Raw genomic sequence first — 19,856 nt, forward strand, 5'->3', positions numbered from 1 at the left:
CAGGTTCCGCCTGCCGCCGTAGGCCCCCCGGACCTACGGCGGCAGCCGGAACACCGGGTCCCCGGCCCCTCGTACTGCCCGCTCAGCCGTTCACAACCGCCTCCGCCGCCGCGATTCCGCACACGCGGGCGGCGCCGTACGTGGCGATGTGCACGGACCCTCTCGGGGTCGCCTGGGGCAGGCCCATTTCGACGACAACGGTGTCAGGACGGGCGGCGAGGAGGGTGTCGAGGGCGGAGCGCATCCAGTCGTGGCGGTGTTCGTCGCGGACGACGGCGACGATCCGGCGCTCGCCTGCCGCGGCGAGGGCGAGGGTGCCCGCGTCCGTGCCGGTGAAGGAGCCGTCCGTGCTGCCGGGCACCAGCCGTCTCAGCTCGTCGGTGACGCCCCAGGGGGTCTGGTCGCCGACGGCGATGTTGGGCTCGGGGTTGAACTGGGCGACGTAGACCGGGGAGTTGACGGGGGCTGGACCCCCGGCGCGGGTCACTCTCAGTGCCCGGCGCGCGGCNNCGCCGCGCGCGGCGGCCGTCCAGCGGGCCAGCTCCCGTACCCGGGTGGCCGCGTCGGCGAGGCGTTCCTCGGGCAGTTCGCCGGAGCGCACGGCGGCCACGAGCGCGTCCCGCAGGCCGAGCACCGTGCCCTCGTCGCACAGTCCGCCGCCCACGCAGATCGCGTCGGCGCCGGCCGCGATGGCGAGGACCACGCCGTGTTCCAGGCCGTAGGTGCCGGAGATGGCGCGCATCTCCATGCCGTCGGTGACGATCAGGCCCTGGTAGCCGAGTTCCTCGCGCAGCAGCTCGGTGAGGATGCGGCGGGAGAGGGTGCCGGGGCGGTCGGGGTCGAGGGCCGGGACGAGGATGTGCGCGCTCATGACGGCCCGGGTGCCGGCGGCGATCGCCGCGCGGAACGGGGGCAGTTCACGCGCGAAGAGGGTCTCGGCGTCGACATCGATACGGGGTACGGCGTGGTGGGAGTCGATGTTGGTGTCGCCGTGGCCCGGGAAGTGCTTGGTGCAGGCGGCGACTCCGGTGGACTGCAGGCCCTCGACCCAGGCCGCGGTGTGCCGGGCGACGAGGTCGGTGGCGGCGCCGAAGGAGCGGACGCCGATGACCGGGTTGTCGGCGTTGGCGTTGACGTCGGCGGACGGCGCCCAGTCGAAGTTGACGCCGCAGGCGGCCAGGCGGCGGCCCAGCTCGCGGGAGACCGCGCGGGTGAGATCGGGGTCGTCGACGGCGCCGAGGGCGTGGTTGCCGGGGAAGGACGAGCCGGTGCGCACATCGAGGCGGGTGACGTCGCCGCTCTCCTCGTCGATGGCGATCAGGAGGTCGTCCCGCTCGGCGTGCAACTGGGCGGTCAGCGAGGTGACTTGGTCCTCGGTGACGACGTTGCGGCCGAACAGGGCGACGGAGGCGAGGCCCTCACCGAGGCGGCGGCGCACCCAGTCGGGGGCGGTGGTGCCGTCGAAGCCGGGTTGCAGCACCGCGAGGGCGTCGCGGGTCAGGGTGTCTGGGCCGGTGGCGAGTGTGGTCATCGGACGTCATCCCTTCACGGCGCCGTCGGTCAGACCGCTGACAGCCTTGCGTTGCAGGAAGATGAAGAGGATCAGGATGGGCAGCGCGAACAGGGACGAGGCGGCCATGGTGGCGCCCCAGTCGTCGCCGAACGCGGTCTGGAACTGCGACAGCCACAGCGGCAGGGTCTGCTTCTCGATGTCCTTGTTGAGGATCAGGACCAGCGGGAACTCGTTCCAGGCGGTGATGAACCCGAACAGCGAGGTGGCCATGAGACCGGGCGCGAGCAGCGGGAAGATCACCTTGCGGAAGGCCTGGAGGCGGGTGCAGCCGTCGACCATCGCCGACTCCTCCAGCTCCTTCGGCACGGCGGCGATGTAGCCGCGCAGCGTCAGGACGGTGAGGGGCAGCACCATCATCGCGTAGAAGACGGTGAGCGGGACCAGGCTGTTCAGCATGTCGCCGTCGCGCACGATCATGTAGATGGCGATGATCATGACCTCCCAGGGGGCCATCTGCGCCAGCATGAAGGTCACGATGAACCCGCGCCGCCCCTTGAACCGCATCCGGGCGAGCGCGAAGGCGGCGAACAGGGCGATGACGAGTGACAGCAGTACGGAACAGAGCGTCACGGTCACGGAGTTGGCGACCAGGGTCCAGAAGTGGTCGGCGTGCACCGCGCGGTCGAAGTGGCTGAGGGTGAAGTGCCGCGGGAACCACACCGGGTTCTCGGTGATGATGTCGCCGGTCGGCTTGAAGGCCGTGGCGAACATCCAGTAGACGGGGAACACGAAGCCGACGAAGAGGACGACGGCGGTCGCGTTGGGCCAGATACGGCCGAAGAGCGAGCGCTTCACAGCTCGTCCTCCTCTTGCTTGAGCACCATGCGCAGGTAGTACGAGGTGATGACGAGCAGGACCAGGATGGTGAGGAAGGAGATCGCCGCGCCGACCCCGAAGTGCTGGTTTCCGACACCCTCGACGTAGGCGTAGATCGGCAGGGTCTCGGTGAGGCGGTCGGGGCCGCCCTCGTTCATGGCGAAGACCTGCGGGAACGCCTTGAAGACCCAGATGACTTCGAGGAAGGTCGTGGAGTAGAGGAAGGGCCGCAGGAAGGGCAGGGTCACCGAGGTGAAGCTCTGCCAGGCGCCGGCGCCGTCCAGGGAGGCGGCCTCGTACAGCTCCTTGGGGATGGTGGTCGTCGCGGCGTAGAGGTTGATCGCGACGAACGGGATCGACTGCCACACGATGAGCAGGACGATCACCGAGAAGGTGGAGAACTGGCTGCCCATCCAGTTGTAGTCGGCCATCGAGTGCCAGCCCAGCTTGTCCAGGACCCAGTTGACGACGCCGAAGCGCTGGGCGAACAGCCACTGGTAGACGGTGGTGGCGGCGATGACGGGCATGGCCCAGGCGAGGACGAGGCCCACCAGCAGGGTGAGGCGCATCTTCTTGCCGAGGCGGGCCAGCAGCAGTCCGATCAGGGTGCCGATCAGCATGATCAGGACGACGTTGACGGCGGTGAACAGGACCGAGCGTTCGACGACCTTCCAGAAGTCCGAACCAGTCAGGACCTGCTGGTAGTTGTGGAAGCCGTTCCACTCGGTGAGGTGCTGGATGAGCTGCCGCGGGTTGAGGTTCTGGAACGACAGCATGCCGTTCTTGACCAGCGGCCAGCCCAGCAGGACCAGTGTGGCCACCAGCGCGGGCAGCAGGAGGAGATAGGGGGCGGCGGCAAGGCGGGCCGCCGGGGACCGGGAGGCCCGGTCCGCACCGCGCGGCGGCGCCGGCGCCCGGCCCTTGCGGACAGCGGGCCCCCCGGCCGTGTCCGTGCCTTCGGTCTGCACTGACATGAGTCGTCGTCTCTTCCGTGGCCGTACGAAATCGTGTGCCCCGCCGGCGCCGAGGGGCGCGGGCGGCGCAGGTGTGCCGGGGGCGTCACTGGGACGCCCCCGGCGCGGGTCAGTTCTGCTGGGCCAGACGCTGGTTGATCTCGCCCTCGACGTCCTTGGCGGCGGCGGCCGGAGCCTTGCCGTTCAGCACGGCGGTCATGTACGACTTGATGGGGTTCGGGGTGTTCTCCACTGCGGCCCACTCGGGGATCAGCGGGGTGGTGCCGCCCACCGCGGCGCCCGGCGCCGCGGCCTCGGCGGCGGCGTTGCCCTTGAGGTTGCTCTCCAGGGACGTCTTGTTCGGGATGACGCCGCTGAGCTTGGCCAGTTCGCCCTCGTACTGGTCGGACAGGGCGATCTTCAGGAACTCCTTGGCCAGGGACTGCTTCTTGCTGTTCTGGGCGACCGCGAGGTTGGAGCCGCCGAGGAAGACGCCCTCGGGCTTGTCGGCGGTGGCACCGGGGATGGTGAAGTAGCCGAGGTCCTTCTCGATGGACTTGTTGGCCGCGATGGCGGTGGCCGCCTCCCAGCCCATGCCGATGAAGGCGCCGGTCTTGCCCTTGGCGAAGACGGTGGCCTGCTGCGGGGTGGCCTCGTCCTTGTCCTTGGGGGCCTTGGAGTAGGCGGCGTACTTCTTGTAGATCTCCATGGCCGCGGCGACCTTCGGGTCACCGAGGTTGGAGACGTACTTGTCGCCCTGCTTCTTCACCAGGTCGCCGCCCTGGCCGACGATCAGGCCGTCCAGGAAGTACCAGTTCTGACCGGGCAGGTAGATCGGCTCGGCGTCCGTCTTCTTGCCGATGGTGTCGAGGTCCTTGAGGAACTCGTCACGGGTCTTCGGCGTGGAGTTGATGCCGGCCTTGGCCCAGATCTTCTTGTTGTAGATGACGACGCGGTTGGCGAAGTACCAGGGGGCCGCGTACTGCTTGCCGTCGTAGACGGACGACTTGGAGACCGAGGCGGTCCAGTCGGCGCCGATGGACTGCTTGAGGTCGCCGAGGTCCGCGAGGCCGCCGGTGGACGCGTAGGCCGGGGTCTGGGTGTTGCCGACCTCCAGGACGTCCGGCGGGGTGTCCTCCGAGAGAGCGGTGGTGATCTTCTGCTGGATCCCGTCCCACTTCTGGATCTCGAACTTCAGCTTGGCGCCGGTCTTCTTCTCGAAGGCGGCCTGCACGTCCTTGGACCACTGCGGCGGCGCGGAGCCGTCCATGGTCCACACCGTCAGGGTCTGGCCCTTCCAGCTGCTGGGACCCGCGTCCTTGCTGTCCTTGTCGTCGCTTCCGCCACACGCCGCAACGGAAACCATCATGCCCGCGATCACGATCGCGGAAGCGAGCTTGCGCTTCACGCCACCCTCCTCAGGGATGCCACTCAACCCCCCACGCCCTCGGCGGTGACCTGCGTACGACGCTGTTGCACGTAGGGCTCGGGACCTGGCCACTAATGGTGTAGACCAGTACGGTGGAGCTTGGCCTAGACCTTTCGGGGTGTCAAGGGTGGTCCGGGAGCCGGGTTGAGGCCGTTACGAGAAAGTCACCGGAGCGCTTTCGTCCGCTTCAGGTCCGCACCCGTGACCGGGTCCGTCCCTTTCGCCCGGTCCGTTCAGTTGGACTAGACCATAGGGCACTTGGTCGCTATAACGGGAGCCCATCGACACAGCCGGAAGGCAGGCATGACCACCGACGTCAGCGGCGCGCGCGTGCCGAAGTACTACCGCATCAAACAGCGGCTGCTCGCCATGACCGAGGCGCTCCAGCCCGGTGCGGCGGTGCCGGCGGAACGGTTGCTCGCCGAGCAGTTCGACACCTCTCGGACCACCGTGCGGCAGGCGCTCCAGGAGCTGGTCGGGGAGGGGCGGCTGGACCGGATCCAGGGCAAGGGCACCTTCGTGGCGCAGCCCAAGCTGTACCGGACGCTGCAACTCACCTCGCACACCGAGGACATGCGGGCGCAGGGGCTGTCGCCGGCCTCGCAGGTGCTCGACGTCGGGGAGGTACCGGCGGACGAGCGGCTGGCGGGGCTGCTGGGGGTCGCCGCGGGGGAAAAGGTGCTGCGGATCGAGCGGCTGCGGCTCGCCAGTGGGGAGCCGATGGCGATCGAGACGACACATCTGTCGGCGCGGCGCTTCCCGGGGCTGCGCGGGGTGCTGGCGTCGTGCCCGTCGCTGTACACCGCGCTGGCGGAGGTGTACGGGGTACGGCTGTCGTCGGCGGACGAGACGATAGAGACCTCGCTGTCGACACCGCGGGAGGCCGCGCTGCTGGCGACGGACGTGGGCCTGCCGATGCTGCTGATGTCCCGGCACTCACGGGACGCGGAGGGGGCGCCGGTGGAGTGGGTGCGGTCCGTGTACCGGGGCTCGCGGTACAAGTTCGTGGCGACGCTGCGCCGGCCGGCGGCCTGGGGGGCGTAGGGGGGCCGGGTCCGGCGGCGCCCTCAGTCCAGGAAGGCCGTCTCTATCCAGCGGCGGACCGCCGAGGGGCGCATCCGGTGGAGGCGGTCGACCGTGTCGGCGACCTCGTGCGGGCCGCCCACCGAGAGGAACTTCTCGCGGACCAGGTCGGCGTGGGAGTGGCGGGTCTCGGGGCCCGCGGCACCGATGGGGATCAGGCGGGTGCGGGAGATCGTACGGCCGTCGGTCAGGCGGACGGTGACGCGGGCGCCGGTCGCCTTGGTGGAGCGGGAGAAGTCCCGGTTGTCGGCACGGACCGCGCCGACCAGGTCCACGAGCTCGTCGCCGCCGAAGCCGCGCAGCCAGGGCACCGCCAGCTCCCCCGCCTCCCGTACCGCCTCCCCGAACGGGGCGTCGGACAGGAAGAGTTCGCGGGTCATCTCGGTGTCGTGCTCAAGGCGGATCCGCTTGGCCAGCGCCCAGCGGTCGAGGTCGTCCACGGCGGGCGAGGAGAAGTCGTCGACGGAGAACTCGCCGGTGAGGAGCGTGGTCGCCACGGGGTAGGGCACGTCCAGGACCAGCGCGCCGAGCGGGGAGCCGGGGCCGGTGACGTAGGCGGCGGCGCGCTGTCCCGCGAACAGGGTGTACAGAGACGCCTCCACGACGACCTCGGCCACGTCCTGCGGTCGCAGCGGGCCCAGTTCGCGGTGGATCTCCTGCGCGCAGTCCACGGCCGCGTCGATGCCGGGTCCGCCGGGATGCATCTTGAAGGAGAGCGTGTCGGTGTGCCAGCGCCGGCCGAGGCCCTTGGCCACCGCCTGGGGCAGCGGCACCGTCGCGAAGCGGGCGAGGAAGCCGTCGCTGTGCTCCATGATGTCGGGCGCGCCGCGCAGCCCGGCGTACGCCGCGTCGCACGCGTCCATCGCGGTGCGCACCGGGGTGAAGGTGTTGAACAGCCGGGCGTCGCTGGCCAGGAAGGCGCGCATCAGCGGCCAGTTGGGCATGGCGAAGGCCAGTCCGAAGGCGTTCTCGTACAGGCTCGCGGAGGCCCGGTCGGCGTGCAGCCGCCCGGCGACCGCGCCGGCCAGATGGGTGTGCACGGCGCTCTGGCCGCGCAGCGGTCCGAGGGTCGCGGAGGCGGTGATGCGGGCCGCGCACTCGTTGGCCACGACCACCGAGGTGAGCAGGGAGAGGCCGTCCAGGCGGCGGGCGTAGGCGAAGGCGAGGGGGACGGCGACCGTGGAGTTCGACAGATGGCCGGCGTACGCGGTGTCGTCCAGGTTGAGCCAGGAGCCGAGCGCGGCGAAGACCCCGGCGGCCTGGCGGGGGTCGCGCTGCATGGGGTGTCCGAAGGCGGCCACCAGCTTGCGGCCCAAGGGGTGCTGGAGCCCGGCGCGGATGGAGGCGATCTGCGAGAGCACCTGGCTCGCGGCGAGTTTGAGCACCCGGCACGGCACGGCCTGCGGGCGCAAGGTGGCGGCCCAGTGCGAGAGTTCGCGCAGCGGGGTGTCCGTGCCGGCGGGGTGGCGGGCGGCCGACGGCGACGACGCCTCGGCCTGCTCGGCCCAGTCGTCGCACAGCGCCCGGGCGACGCTCTCCGCGAGGACGGCGGTCATGGCGGGTACCTTCCGTGCGTGCGTCGAAGGGGAGGACGACGGTCCTCAACACGGGTGCGGGAGCACCGGATTGCCGGTGCTCCCGCGACGCGTGCCGGTGTTACGCGGCCGGGACCTTGTCCAGGAAGCCGTAGACGGCCTTGATCTTGCCGGCCTCGTCGGCGACGAGGACGTCGAAGCCGATGGCGATCGGCTCGGCGCCGGCCTCGGTCACCAGGCCCCACTGGAAGCGGGCCTGGTTGTGGTGGGCGTCGACGGTGCCGTGCAGCTCGAAGGAGAGACCCTTGAACTGGTCGCGGGCGCCGGCCACCACAGCCGCGAAGCCCTCGCGACCCTCGACCGCGGCCAACGGGTCGATGTACGGGGCGTCGGCGGTGAACAGCTCGGCAATGGCCGCGGCGCGCTTGTCGGCGTCCGCCTCGTTCCAGATGTCGAGGTAGCGGGTGACGGTGGTGGTCAGGTCGCTCATGCGGGCGATCTCCTTTTTGGTGGTGCTTCTTCGGTTCTTCGGACGGTTGGTTCAGGGGGTGGCAGGCGCCCACACGGGGAGGGCTCCGGGGAGCACCTCGAAGGTGGCCGCGGCGCCGATGCCGTGTTGGTACTCACCGTCGTGCTCCAGCGGGAGGCGGCGGCCGTCGGTGCGTTCCACGGTGATCCGGCGGCCCCGTGCGTAGACGGTCGCCGGATGGGTCATATGGGCGGCGTTCAGGGTCAGTTCGGGGACCTGGGCCGCGGTCACGTCGCCGCCGATGACACAGACGTCGAGCAGTCCGTCGTCGAGCAGCGAGTCGGGCAGTACGTGGTAGCGGCCGCCGCGGTAGGGGCCGCCACCGACGTTGGCGAGGACGGTGGGGCCCTCGTGCACGATCCGGCCGTCGACCGTGACCCGGCCGGGGTACGGCTCGTACCCGTCGGCGGTGTCGGCGAAGGCGCGGACATAGCGTTCGCGGCCGCTCAGCGGCACCTGCTTCGCGGTGATCAGGGCGTCCGCGATGACGCCCGAACAGGCGCCCAGGTACACGTAGTTGCGGGTCTCGGCGAGGCGGGCCAGGTCGAGTCTGCGCAACCGGGCGCTGCCGCCGATGCCGTGGTCGGTGAGAACCGCCTTGAGCGCCTCGCTCCAGGGCCGCTCGCCCCACAGCATCTTGTAGCCGGAGTTGCCGGTGCCACCGGGTATCACCGCGAGGCTCGCCCCGTGGTCGGCCGGCACCAGTCCCTGGACGGCCTCGCGGACCGTGCCGTCGCCGCCGATGGCGACGATCAGGTCGGGGGCGTCGTCGGTGCGCTCCAGGGCGCGGCGTACGGCGACGGTCGCGTCGCCCGGTCCCGTGGTCAGGTGGACCTCGGCGCGCTCCAGGGTGGAGGCACACAACTGGCGTACCTGCTCGATCAGTTCGTGCGAGTAGCTGCCGGAAGCGGGGTTGCCCAGGACGAGTGCCCGGGTGGGTCCCGGGGCTGCGGTGTCTGCCATGGGGCGTACTCCTTCGTCGGTCGGCACCGGGGTACCGGGCTGGTGCGCCCCGGTGTCGCGGCGATGACCACTGTGCCGGGGAGGGCTGTCATGGTGCTGACTCGGCGCTGACACGGCGGCCGGGCCGTGAACGCGCACGTCCGGCCCCTCTCGGCGAGGGGCCGGACGTGGCTGCCGGGAGGCCGGCGGGGCTCACTCCTTGACGAAGGCCAGCAGATCGGCGTTGAGGCGGTCCGCGTGGGTGGCGAAGAGACCGTGCGCGGCACCCTCGTAGGTGATGAGCCTGCTGTCCGGGATCAGCCCGGTGGTGCGCGGGGCGCACAGCGGGTACGGGGCGGCCAGGTCGGCGGTCCCGTGGATCACCAGGGTGGGTGTCCGCACCGCGGCCGTCTCCGCGCGCTGGTCGGTGGTGAGCAGCGTGCGGTAGATCTCGATGCCGGCTCTCGGCGAGGTGTTCAGACACATCTCGATCAGCCATCTCGCCAGCTGCGGGGAGATCGGCAGGTTCTCCGGGTCGGGTTCGGCGCCCGCGAAGAACGGCCAGGTCAGCTCGGACAGCCAGGCGGCCCGGTCGGCCTTGATGGCCTGTTCGATCTGGTCGAAGAGGGCGAGGTCGAGCCCGTCGGGGTTGTCGGAGCCGCGCAGCAGGTAGGGGGTGGTCGAGGCGACCAGGGCGAGGCCCGTGACCCGTTCGTCGCCGTACCGGGACAGGTAGCGCACGCACTCCCCGCCGCCGACCGCGTAGCCGACCAGCACGGCGTCCCTCAGGTCGAGGTGGTCGAGCAGGTCGGCGAGGTCGCCGGCGAGGGTGTCGTAGTCGTATCCGGTCCAGGGCTTGTCCGAACGGCCGCTGCCGCGCCGGTCGTAGGTGACGCAGCGCAGTCCGTTCCCGGCGAGGAACGGGGCCTGGAACTCCCACATGCGCGCGTCCGCCATGGCGGCGCCGAGCAGTACGACGGGGCGTCCATCGCCCCAGTCGTCGTAGTGCAACCGGGTTCCGTCCCGGGTGGTGAAGTACGGCATCGCGGTGTGCCTCCTTTCCAGTGGTGGGGACGCTCGTGCCGCCGGCGGTGCGTGGCGTCAGCTCCGGGCGGCGCGGCCGGGGGACGACAGCACCAGCAGGGAGGCGAGCAGGCCCAGGCAGACGAGCGGGATCAGGGTGACGGTGAAGGCGTGCGGGTAGGCGTCCGCCTTGCCGCCCGCGCGGGCCAGGGCCGGGAAGAAGACGGCGCCGGCGATGGCCACGCCGACGGCGGCGCCGCCCTCCTGCGCGGTGTTCAGCAGACCGGAGGCCGCGGCCGCGTGCTCGGGGACCGCGCCGCCGAGCACCAGGTTGGTCAGCGGGCCGGTGGTCAGGCCCATGCCGAGCCCGGCGACCAGCAGCATCGGCAGCAGCCAGAGCGCGGAGCCGTCCAGCTTCAGGTCCTTGACGGTGAACGCGATGGCGGTGTAGCCGATGGCGAGGATCAGCGGACCGGCCGCGACCCGGCGGGCGTTGACCGACGCGGCGAACCGGGCCGAGACGATGGAGGCGCCGAAGTAGCCGACGCCCAGCGCCAGGAACATCGAGCCGGACTCCAACGGGCTCATGCCCCGGCCCAGTTGGAGGTAGAGGGCGAGGGTGAAGAAGAACGAGCCCATGGCCAGGAAGTAGGCGACCGTGGCGAGCAGGCCCACCGAGAACAGCCGGGAGCGGAACATGCCCGGCTCGATCAGCGGGCCGCGCCCGGCGGCGGACCGGCGGCGCAGATGCCAGACCGTGACGGCGAGCAGGACGGCCGCGACGGCCAGCGACTCCCAGACCCACGCCGGCCAGTGCCGCTCCTGGCCCTCCAGGAGCGCGAACACGATGAGGCCGAGGGAGACAGTGATCAGCAGGGCGCCGAGCAGGTCCAGCCGGGTGCCGCCCTGGCCGCGGGACTCGGGGATGGTACGGCGGGTCATGGCCAGGGAGACCAGGCACAGCGGCACGTTGATCAGGAAGATCGTGCGCCAGCTGAGCCCCGCCACGTCGACCGAGATCAGCGCGCCGCCGATGAACTGGCCGAAGACACCGGCGAGTCCGATGACCAGGCCGTAGACGGTGAAGGCGCGGTCGCGGGCGGCGCCGGTGTAGACGGTGCTGATGATGCCGAGGACCTGGGGGACCATCAGCGCGGCGGAGCCGCCCTGGAGGATCCGGGCGACGCCGAGGAAGGTCACCGTGGGCGCGAAGCTGCACGCGGCCGAGGTGATCATGAAGAGCACCATGCCGAGGGCGAACAGCCGGCGCCGGCCGTAGAGGTCGCCGAGCCGGCCGCCGGTGATCAGGCCCGAGGTGAAGGCCACGCCGTAGCCGACGATGATCAGCTGCGCCTGGGCGGCGGTGGCGTGCAGGTCGGATTTGATGGCCGGGACGGCCACGTTGGCGATGAAGAAGTCGAGCACGGTGATGAACGTGCCGACGAGGACCACCGCCAGAGCGCCCGACGAGGGGGCCGCGGCACCGTCGGAGGCCGTCCGCTCGCGCCCCTCCGCCGCGATGTCCGGGGTTAACTCCTGAGTCATGACGACTCCGTTTCTCGATCTTTCGGTCGGTTGCTGCGGTGACCGGCCGGTCACCAGGTCACGGGGAGACGGGTCACCCCGTGGAAAACGGTGCCCCGGCGGAACAGCGTGCGCGGATCGGCGGCGAGGCGAAGGTCCGGGAAGCGGCGCAGCAGTGTGCGCAGCGCCAGGTCCATTTCGAGGCGGGCCAGCGGGGCGCCCTGGCAGTAGTGCGGGCCGAAGCCCCACTGGAGGTGGCCGCTGGTGTCGCGCTCGGGGTCGATGCGGTGCGGGCAGGCGAAGACGGTCTCGTCGTGGTTGCCGGCGGGCACCGAGATCACCACGGCGTCGCCCTTCTCCAGGCGCACACCGCCCAGTTCCATGTCCTCGACGGCCAGGCGGACCATGGCGTCCTGGGAGATCGACCAGTAACGCAGCGACTCCTCGATGAAGTTGGGGATCAGCGCCCCGTCGTCGGCGGCGACCCGGGCGCGCAGGTCGTCGTCGCGCAGCAGGGCGAGGATGTTCAGGGCGATCTGGTTGGTGGTGGTCTCGTGGCCCGCGACCAGCACGAGGCGGGCGATGCCGACGAGTTCGTCCAGGGTGATGGCGCCGGTGGCGTGGTGGCGGACGGCGAGCCGGCTCATCAGGTCGTCGCCGGGCTCGGTGAGCTTGCGCAGCGCCAGTTTGGCGAGGTACTCGGACATCTCCGCGAACGCGGCCTGGGAGACGGCCGGGTCCTCCTGGGAGATGGTGACGCGGGTCTTCTCGATGAAGAACGGCGAGTCCTCCTCGGGGACGCCCAGCAAGCGCGCGATCACGAGGGTGGGCAGCGCCCGGGAGAAGACGGCGTGCAGATCCGCGGGCTGGGGCTGGGCGGCCAGCTCGTCCAGCAGCTCGTCCACCAGACGCTGCACGGGCGCGCGCAGCCGCTTGACCCGGCGGGCGGTGAACTCGGTCTGGATCATGCTGCGCAGCCGGGCGTGCTCCGGGTCGTCGAGGCGCAGGAAGGAGCTGGGGTTGCCGCCGGGCGGCACCTGGATGCGCACGGGGGCACCGGGTAACGTCTCGTCGGCGCTGAGCCGGGGGTCGGCGAGCGCCTGGCGCACATCGGCGTACCGGGTCACGAGCCAGCCCAGCCGGGACTCGGCCGCGCCGGCCGGGATGCGCACCACGCAAGGGGGCCCCTGGCGCAGTTCGGCGAGGATGGGTGGCGGGCTGCCGTCCTCGGTACGGGCGAAGGGCCAGTCCAGTATGTCGGTGTGGTCGGCGAGCGACATGTTTGTCCTCCAGATCCGGGGGGCAAAGGCGATCCGCGGCACCGACTCGCTTCCTGTGCTCGACACAACGGTGGGTTCGTCGACGCGGAGCGGCAAGGGGAACGCACCCCTCCGAGCCATGCGCGCGGACGTCGTGACGCCACTGTCGCGCACCACGCTGACACCGCGCTGACGCAGCACTGACACGGGTCCCGGCGAGGGCCCGTGTGCGGTTCGGTGTGGGATCTTTCAGAAGCGACGTGGGTAATGACTTTGCCAAGCCGCGCTGACCTGAGGCTGATCCGGAACTGACGGGCGGGGCCGGGACAGGGCCGTGGTGGGGCACGACCCTCTGGTTCCGGCCACCTGGAGGAACCTTTTCCTGGAGCCGGCGTCACCAGCTGACGGGGAGCTCCTCCAGGCCGTAGACCAGGGTGTTCTCCCGGAAGCGGATGTCCTCCGGCGCGACCGCCAGGCGCAGGTCCGGGAAGCGGGTGAACAGGGCCTTGAGGCAGACCTCCAGCTCCATGCGGGCCAGGGAGGCGCCCGGGCACAGATGCGCGCCGAAGCCGAAAGCGAGGTGTCCGGCGGCGTTACGGTGGATGTCGACCCTGTCGGCGCCGGGGTAGACGGACTCGTCGTGGTTGGCCGCGGGGATGGCGACGATCACGCCGTCCCCCTCGCGGATGGTCGCGCCGCCCAGTTCGACCTCGGCCACCGCGGCCCGCACCTGGTTGTCCTGGGAGATGGACCAGTACCGCAGCAGCTCCTCGACGGCGGGCTTGAACAGGCTTTCGTCCGCGCGGAGTTCGGCGAGCTGGGCGGGATCGCGCAGCAGGCTGAGGACGCTGAGGCTGATCTGGTGGGCCGTGGTCTCGTGCCCGGCGACGAGGATGAACCGGGCCATGGCCACCAGTTCCTCGTGGGTCAGCTCGCCCGCGCTCACGTACCGGGTGGCGAGCCGGCTGATCAGGTCGTCCCGCGGTGCGGCGACGCGCTGGGCGACGAGTCCGTCGAGGAATTTGGTCATCGCGACGAACGCCGCGTACGTCTCCTCGGGGCCGGCCTCCTGGGAGAGGATGACCTGGCTCTGCTCGGTGAAGTCCGCCTCGTCCTGCTCGGGCACCCCGAGCATGCGGGCGATGACCAGCGAGGGCAGCCGGACGGCGAAGTTCGCCACCAGGTCCACCGGCTTCGGACCGCTCTCCAGCTCGTCCAGCAGCTGCCCGACGAGGAGTTCCACCTCGGGGCGCAGGGCGCGGGTGCGGCGGGCGGTGAACTCGGTCAGGGCCATCCGGCGCAGCCGGCCGTGCTCCGGGTCGTCCATGCGGCTGAAGGACATCACACCCGGCTCGGGCGGCAGCTGGATGCGGATCGGGAAGCCCGGCTGCTGGTCGTCGGCGCTGAACCGGTTGTCGTTGAGCACCTGGCGTACGTCCGCGTGCCGGGTGACCAGCCAGGCCTCGCCGCCTCTTATGCGCACTCTGGACGGCGCTTCGTCGCGGAGCGGGGCGTAGGCGTCCGGCGGCGCGTAGGGGCACGACCGGGGCATGGGCCAATCTGGCAGTCTTCGCTGCTCACAGGCGGACATGGGGTTCCCTCCGTTGGCTGAATCTCAGCGTCGGAGCACATCCTGGTGAGCAGCACTGACGGAAATCTGACGGGTTACTGACTCGTTATATACTGGTAAACATATACTTTTATGAAGGCAAAGAGGGTGGCGGACGGATAGTTCGGGACCCGGTGGAGAGCAACGAGAAGGGGGCCGGCGCGGTCGGCGCCGGCCCCCTTCGGGGCGGGAGGGCGGGGCGGGTCAGGCGGCCGCGGCCGCCGCGCCCGGGTCCGCCGCCTGCGCTCGCGGCAGCAGTTGCACCAGGCAGGCCACCAGGACGCAGATCCCGGCCTGCACCAGCAGTCCGACGCTGAAGGCGTGGGCGTAGGAGTGCGCGGTGACCTGCGATCCGGCGACCCCGAAGAAGACCACGCCGAGCACGGCGATGCCGATCGCGTTGCCCATCTCCTGGGCCGTGGAGAACACACCGGAGGCGGCGGCCGCGTGCTGCGGGGCGACCCCCGCGAGGACCAGCGAGGCCAGCGGGGCGATCACGAAGCCCATGCCGAGACCGGCCACGACCATGGCCGGAATGCACCAGGCCACGTTCCCGGTGCTGTCCAGGTGCCATGCGGTTTCGGCCAGGCCCAGGTTGCCGATCGCCTGGAGCACCGCGCCGAGCGCGAGCACCTGCTTGCCCAGCTTGGCGGCGACCTTCGGCGACTGCGCGGAGCCGAGGAAGAAGCCGAGGCCGAGCGGCATGAACAGCAGGCCCGACTTGAGCGCGGAGACGCCGCGGCCCTCCTGGAGGTACAGCGCGAGGACCAGGAAGAAGGAGGCCATCGCGGCGAAGAACACCAGCAGGGAGACGACGCCGATGCCGAACGAGCGGTCCGCGAACAGGCTCGGGTGGACCAGCGGAGAACCGTCACGGGCCGCCTTGCGGCGCTGCGTCCACCAGAACGCGGCCAGCAGCGGCACCGCCGCCACCAGGCACTCCCAGGTCCAGGTCGGCCAGCCCTGCTCGCGGCCCTGGACCAGCGGCAGCACGATGGCCGTGAGACCGGCGGTCACCAGCACCACACCGGTCCAGTCGAGTCCCGTACGGCCCTCCGCGCGGGACTCGGGGACCAGCTTCGGGGTGAGCAGCAGGACGACGGCGCCGATCGGGGCGTTGATCAGGAAGATGGTCCGCCAGTCCCAGCCGAAGAGGTCGGCCTTGATCAGCAGACCGCCGATCAGCTGGCCGAACACGGCGGAGGCGCCCATCGTGATGCCGTACGCGTTGAAGGCGGCGACCCTGGCCTTGCCCGTGTAGGCGGTGGTCAGGATGCCGAGGACCTGCGGGATGACCAGCGCGGCCGCGGCGCCCTGCACGGCGCGGGCCGCGATCAGTTCGGGCATGTTCGGCGCGATGCCGCAGGCCAGCGAGGCCAGCGCGAACAGGGCCAGGCCGATGGCGAACACCTTGCGGCGGCCGTAGAGGTCGCCGAGCCGGCCGCCGGTGATCAGCATGGCGGACAGGCCGATGTTGAAGGTCGCCGCCACCAGCTGGATCTCGGCACTGGTGGCGTGCATGTCCCGCTGGAGCGAGGGGATGGCCACATTGACGATGAAGAAGTCGATGTTGGCGATGAACAGGCCGAGCAACACCACGAGGAGAGCGCCCCAGGCGGGCTTGCCGCCGGATTCCCCGTGGTCCGTTGCCGGCACGGACTCGGCGCTTCTGCCGGTCAGTTCCGCTTCGGTGGTCATGGACGAAACTCCTCTGTGGTGCGCTGACGGCGTGTCCGTCGGCGGACACGCGGAACGGGACCGGCGGCGGACCCGCGATCGGGGCGGGCCGCCGCACGGTTCAGGACGTGGGTGCCTTCTTGGGCGGGCGCGGGAACAGCTGGACCAGGGCGGCCACGCCGAGCGCGAACGGCACCAGCAGATAGACGCTGGCCCGGAAGGCGTCGGCGTAGGCGTCGGGTCCGGTGCCGTTACCCAGGACGTGGTAGAAGACCACGCCCACCAGCGCGACGCCGATCGCGCCGCCGACCTGGTTGGCGGTGGACAGCACACCGGAGGCCGCGCCCGCGTAGCGCGGGTCGGTGCCCGCGAGGGCCACGGTCGCCAGCGGTGCCATCACCATGGCCATCCCGGCGCCGCCGACCAGCAGTCCGGGCACCAGCCAGGCGACCTCCCCATGGGTGCCGATGTGCTCCACGGCGGCGTACAGCCCGATCAGACTGGCCGTCAGCACCAGCGCGCCGACGGCGAGGGTCTGCCGGCCGAGCACCGCGGCGATCTGCTTGGCGGTCAGCGAGACGCCGAGGAAGCCGACGCCCAGCGGCAGGAAGACCAGACCGGAGTCGAGCGCGCTGAGCCCGCAGCCCTGCTGGAGGTAGAGGGCGAGCACCAGGAAGAACGACGCCATGCCGGAGTAGTAGACGAGGGCCGTGCTCACCCCGACGGTGAAGGAACGCTGGCGGAACAGCGCCGGGTTGACGAGCGGGCCGCGGTCGGCCGCCGCCAGCCGCCGCTGGTAGAGCGCGAACAGGGCGAGCAGTACCGGGGAGACGGCCAGGCACACCCAGGTCCACTCCGGCCAGCCCTTCTGCTGGCCCTCGGCGAGCGGCAGTACGACGGCGACCAGACCCGCGGAGACCAGCAGCATGCCGAGCGGGTCGAGGCGGGACTTGCCCTGCGCCTTGGACTCGGGGACCACGCGCGGGGCGAAGACCAGCGCGGCGATGCCGATCGGCACATTGACCAGGAAGCAGGTGCGCCAGCTGAGTCCCGCGATGTCCAGGTGGATCAGCACACCGCCGATGAGCTGGCCGAACACACCGGCGAGACCCATCGTCAGACCGAACGCGTTGAAGGCGCGGATACGGGCGGGCCCGCTGTAGACGGTGCCGATGATGGCGAGGACCTGGGGGCCCATCAGGGCGGAGGCGAGGCCCTGGGCGACGCGGGCCGCCACCAGCTGCCCGGCGGTGGGCGCGCTGCCGGCCCAGGCCGAGGAGAGGGTGAACAGGGCCACGCCGATCAGGAACATCCGGCGGCGGCCGTAGAGGTCGCCGAGCCGGCCGCCGGTGATCAGTCCGGCCGCGTACGCGAGCGCGTACCCGGCGACGATGAACTCCACGGCGGACGAACCGGCGTGCAGATCACGCTGGGTGGCGGGGATCGCCACGTTGACGATGAACACGTCGAGGGTGATGACGAAGGTGCCGATCAGGATGATCGGCAGCATCGCCCAGTGCGGGGCCGGGGGCTGCTGCGGTGCCGCGGTGGCCCCCGGGGTGTTCGATCCGGTGGTGCCGGGCTGGTTCCCGTGCTGGCCCGGGGCGGCTTCCCGGGGTTCTTGTAGGGCCATGACGGCCGTTCCTTTCTTCGTTCGGTGAGGGGACTGGGGAGCCGCCCCTCCCGTCACCAGGACGGGGTGTGCAGGATCTCCAGTACGGCTGCGGAGAAGCTGAAGCCCGCGCCGGCCGCGACGACGAGGACGAGGTCGCCCGGTCCGACGGCGCGGTCCAGGACGAGGTGTTCGATGCCGAGGAACTGGTCGCCGGGGCCGACATGCCCGTACTTGCGGCCGACCTCCCAGGTGCTCTGCTTCTCCGTGAAGCCCAGCAGGTCGAAGTTCTCGGGGGTCTTGTTGCGGTGGACGTGCGGGGTGACGACGCGGGTGATGTCCTCGGTCGACACACCCGCCTCGGCCATCACGCGCCCGGTGGTGGACATCAGGGCGGCCTCGTAGCGCTCCCAGGAGCCCTCGGCCTCCGGGGTGGCCGCGTGCTGGAGGCCGCGTTCGATCAGCCGTACCTCGGCGCCGGGCTGGAGGGCGAAGGGTTCGAGGCCGCGGTTCCAGCGCTCCAGCGAGTTGTCGGCGCCCAGGGTGGCGGCGACCACCCGGGCGAAGCCGGTGCGGCCGGACACCAGCAGGGCGCTGCCGCCGTCCGCGAAGATGAGGTTCATCTGGACGTTCCAGCGGTCCACCCAGGGCGCGGCGAACCGGTCGCCGGTGGTGAGCAGCACCTCGGTGGCGAGGCCGGAGCTGATGTATCCGGCGGCCAGGCTCAGCGAGCCGACGGCCGCGTTGCAGCGCTGCTGGAGGTCGAAGCCGGGGGCGCCGGGGCCGACGGTCTCGTTGGCGACGTAGGCCGCGGTGGGCCACATGTCGTGGCCCTGGTAGCTGCCGGAGGAGTGCAGGACGAGGCCGACGTCCGCGGGCGCGATGCCGGAGCGTTCGACGGCGAGGCGGCCCGCGCGTACGGCCATCTCGGGGCCGGAGAGTTCGTCGGAGACGGCGATGTTCTCGAAGCCGAGGTTGCGGTGCTCCTCGTCGACCAGGCCCTCGGCGGTGGCCTGTGCCACGGTGATCGTGTCCGGTATCCATGACCCGGCCGACGCGATGAAGAGATCTCTGTCGAATCTCATGCTGCTGCTTCTCTCTCGGATGGGTGGCCTCGGCAGTACGTCGGGGAGAGACCGACGAGCGCCGTGTCGGCGGGCCGCCTGTCACCTTCTCGCGGCCCGCTGACACGGCGCTGACGCGCGCCGTTCCCCCCGGTCAGCTCACGGCGGTGGCCACGGTCCGCTGGAGCCGGTGTGCGAAGTGGGCGGTGACGGCCTGGGCGTGGGTGTCGATGTAGAAGTGGCCGCCCTCGTACTCGTTGTGTCCCAGGTACGACGGGGTGCGCCCGGCCCAGTGGGTCATGGCGTCCGGGGCCTCCTGGAGCGGGTCGCTGCGGCCGCCGTAGGAGGCGAGCGGGCAGCTGACGCCGGCGCCGTCGTCGTCGTAGTCCCCGGCGACCCGCAGGTCGGAGCGCAGGGCGGGCACGACCAGGGCGAGCATCTCGGGGTTGTCGTAGACCTCGGCCGGGAAGGAGCCCAACTTCTTGATCCACTCGACCAGTTCGGGCTCCGGCATCCGGCTCTGCTCCTCGGTCGGCTTGAAGAAGCCGACCGGCGACCAGCCGGACATGCCGACCATCGCGGGGACCGGGCCGCCCTCCTCCTCCATGCGGATGGCGAGCCGGAAGGCCAGCTGGGCGCCGAGGCAGTGGCCGAAGAAGGCGAACGGACGGTCGTCCAGGTCGTTGAGCACGGCCTCGTGCAGGGCTTCGAGCAGCGGCCAGAAGTTCTCGTACGTCTCCTCCTCGCGGCGGTTGTGCCGGCCGGGGAGGGTGACGGCCTGCGGGGAGATGTCCGGCGGCAGCAGGCGTTCCCAGTCGCGGTAGATGATGGCGCCGCTGCCCGCGTGGGGCAGCAGGAACAGCCGGATGGAGGCGTCGGGCGAGGGCTCCACGGGGTGGAACCAGTGTCCCTCGCTGGACATCTGGCTGCCGATGGTGCCGATGGCGGTGGTCACGACTGCGTACTCCCTACGGTGGGTGCGGTGCCGAGGGCGCGTACCGCGGGCAGCAGCACCTCGGCGATCTCCTTCAACTGGGGCTCCGGGTCCAGGGATCCGATGCGGATCACCAGGTGCCGGGCGCCGGCGCGGACGTATCCGCCGAGCCATTCGGCGCACTTCTCGGCGCTGCCCCAGGCGTATGCCTGGATGGTGCTCATCTGCTCCAGCGAGCGGCCGTAGTAGTGGCTGATGTAGTGCTCCAACTCGGCCTCGGCGGCGGCCTCGTCG

General features: G+C 71.0%; 16 protein-coding genes and 1 pseudogene. 1 reads left to right on the forward strand and 16 read right to left on the reverse strand.

The window, feature by feature from the left end:
* Positions 1–82: 82 nt before the first annotated feature.
* The 4 genes from CCN72_RS32095 to CCN72_RS32110 all read right to left on the reverse strand — a co-directional run bounded on the left by CCN72_RS32095 (position 83) and on the right by CCN72_RS32110 (position 4,750).
* A complete protein-coding gene (locus CCN72_RS32095) occupies positions 83–1,531 on the reverse strand; it encodes a glycoside hydrolase family 3 protein (protein WP_086811697.1) in 1,449 nt (482 codons plus the stop codon).
* A 6-nt stretch (positions 1,532–1,537) separates the two neighbouring features.
* Complete coding sequence (locus CCN72_RS32100; RefSeq protein ID WP_086811699.1) at positions 1,538–2,368, reverse strand: carbohydrate ABC transporter permease; 831 nt, start codon at positions 2,366–2,368, stop codon at positions 1,538–1,540.
* The gene (locus tag CCN72_RS32105; protein ID WP_086811701.1) at positions 2,365–3,363 is read right to left on the reverse strand and encodes a carbohydrate ABC transporter permease; all 999 of its coding nucleotides are present in this window, start codon (positions 3,361–3,363) and stop codon (positions 2,365–2,367) included. The genes CCN72_RS32100 and CCN72_RS32105 overlap by 4 nt, the downstream gene beginning before the upstream one ends.
* Positions 3,364–3,472: 109 nt before the next feature.
* A complete protein-coding gene (locus CCN72_RS32110; protein WP_086811703.1) occupies positions 3,473–4,750 on the reverse strand; it encodes an extracellular solute-binding protein in 1,278 nt (425 codons plus the stop codon).
* Positions 4,751–5,074: 324 nt separating this feature from the next.
* Between CCN72_RS32110 and CCN72_RS32115 the strand changes: the two genes are divergently transcribed.
* Positions 5,075–5,815 (forward strand): GntR family transcriptional regulator, encoded by a 741-nt coding sequence (locus tag CCN72_RS32115; protein ID WP_086811705.1) that lies wholly within the window; start codon positions 5,075–5,077, stop codon positions 5,813–5,815.
* 23 nt (positions 5,816–5,838) lie between these two features.
* Here the strand turns inward: CCN72_RS32115 and CCN72_RS32120 are convergent, their stop codons facing one another.
* The 12 genes and pseudogenes from CCN72_RS32120 to CCN72_RS32175 all read right to left on the reverse strand — a co-directional run.
* A complete protein-coding gene (locus CCN72_RS32120; RefSeq protein ID WP_086811707.1) occupies positions 5,839–7,410 on the reverse strand; it encodes an MmgE/PrpD family protein in 1,572 nt (523 codons plus the stop codon).
* Between the two features lie 100 nt (positions 7,411–7,510).
* A complete protein-coding gene (locus CCN72_RS32125) occupies positions 7,511–7,879 on the reverse strand; it encodes a nuclear transport factor 2 family protein (protein WP_037654340.1) in 369 nt (122 codons plus the stop codon).
* 51 nt (positions 7,880–7,930) lie between these two features.
* Positions 7,931–8,881: a diacylglycerol/lipid kinase family protein gene (locus CCN72_RS32130; RefSeq protein ID WP_086811709.1), complete on the reverse strand. Its 951-nt coding sequence runs from the start codon at positions 8,879–8,881 to the stop codon at positions 7,931–7,933.
* 192 nt (positions 8,882–9,073) lie between these two features.
* Positions 9,074–9,904 (reverse strand): alpha/beta fold hydrolase, encoded by an 831-nt coding sequence (locus CCN72_RS32135; RefSeq protein WP_086811711.1) that lies wholly within the window; start codon positions 9,902–9,904, stop codon positions 9,074–9,076.
* A gap of 57 nt (positions 9,905–9,961) precedes the next feature.
* On the reverse strand, positions 9,962–11,428 hold the full coding sequence (locus CCN72_RS32140) for an MFS transporter (protein ID WP_086811713.1): 1,467 nt from the start codon (positions 11,426–11,428) through the stop codon (positions 9,962–9,964).
* 50 nt (positions 11,429–11,478) lie between these two features.
* Positions 11,479–12,687 (reverse strand): cytochrome P450, encoded by a 1,209-nt coding sequence (locus tag CCN72_RS32145; protein WP_086811715.1) that lies wholly within the window; start codon positions 12,685–12,687, stop codon positions 11,479–11,481.
* A 373-nt stretch (positions 12,688–13,060) separates the two neighbouring features.
* Positions 13,061–14,218, reverse strand: a complete 1,158-nt coding sequence (locus CCN72_RS32150) for a cytochrome P450 (protein ID WP_272923147.1) — start codon at positions 14,216–14,218, stop codon at positions 13,061–13,063.
* 261 nt (positions 14,219–14,479) lie between these two features.
* A complete protein-coding gene (locus CCN72_RS32155; protein WP_086811719.1) occupies positions 14,480–15,973 on the reverse strand; it encodes an MFS transporter in 1,494 nt (497 codons plus the stop codon).
* Between the two features lie 100 nt (positions 15,974–16,073).
* Positions 16,074–17,585 (reverse strand): MFS transporter, encoded by a 1,512-nt coding sequence (locus CCN72_RS32160; protein WP_086811721.1) that lies wholly within the window; start codon positions 17,583–17,585, stop codon positions 16,074–16,076.
* A 53-nt stretch (positions 17,586–17,638) separates the two neighbouring features.
* Positions 17,639–18,649 (reverse strand): ketoacyl-ACP synthase III family protein, encoded by a 1,011-nt coding sequence (locus CCN72_RS32165; protein ID WP_086811723.1) that lies wholly within the window; start codon positions 18,647–18,649, stop codon positions 17,639–17,641.
* 133 nt (positions 18,650–18,782) lie between these two features.
* Positions 18,783–19,550, reverse strand: a complete 768-nt coding sequence (locus tag CCN72_RS32170; protein ID WP_046422065.1) for a thioesterase II family protein — start codon at positions 19,548–19,550, stop codon at positions 18,783–18,785.
* A gap of 29 nt (positions 19,551–19,579) precedes the next feature.
* Positions 19,580–19,856 (reverse strand): annotated as a pseudogene (locus tag CCN72_RS32175) (LLM class flavin-dependent oxidoreductase); the annotation flags it as partial.

The sequence above is a fragment of the Streptomyces murinus genome (genome assembly GCF_002154555.1).
Taxonomy (GTDB): Bacteria; Actinomycetota; Actinomycetes; order Streptomycetales; family Streptomycetaceae; genus Streptomyces; species Streptomyces murinus.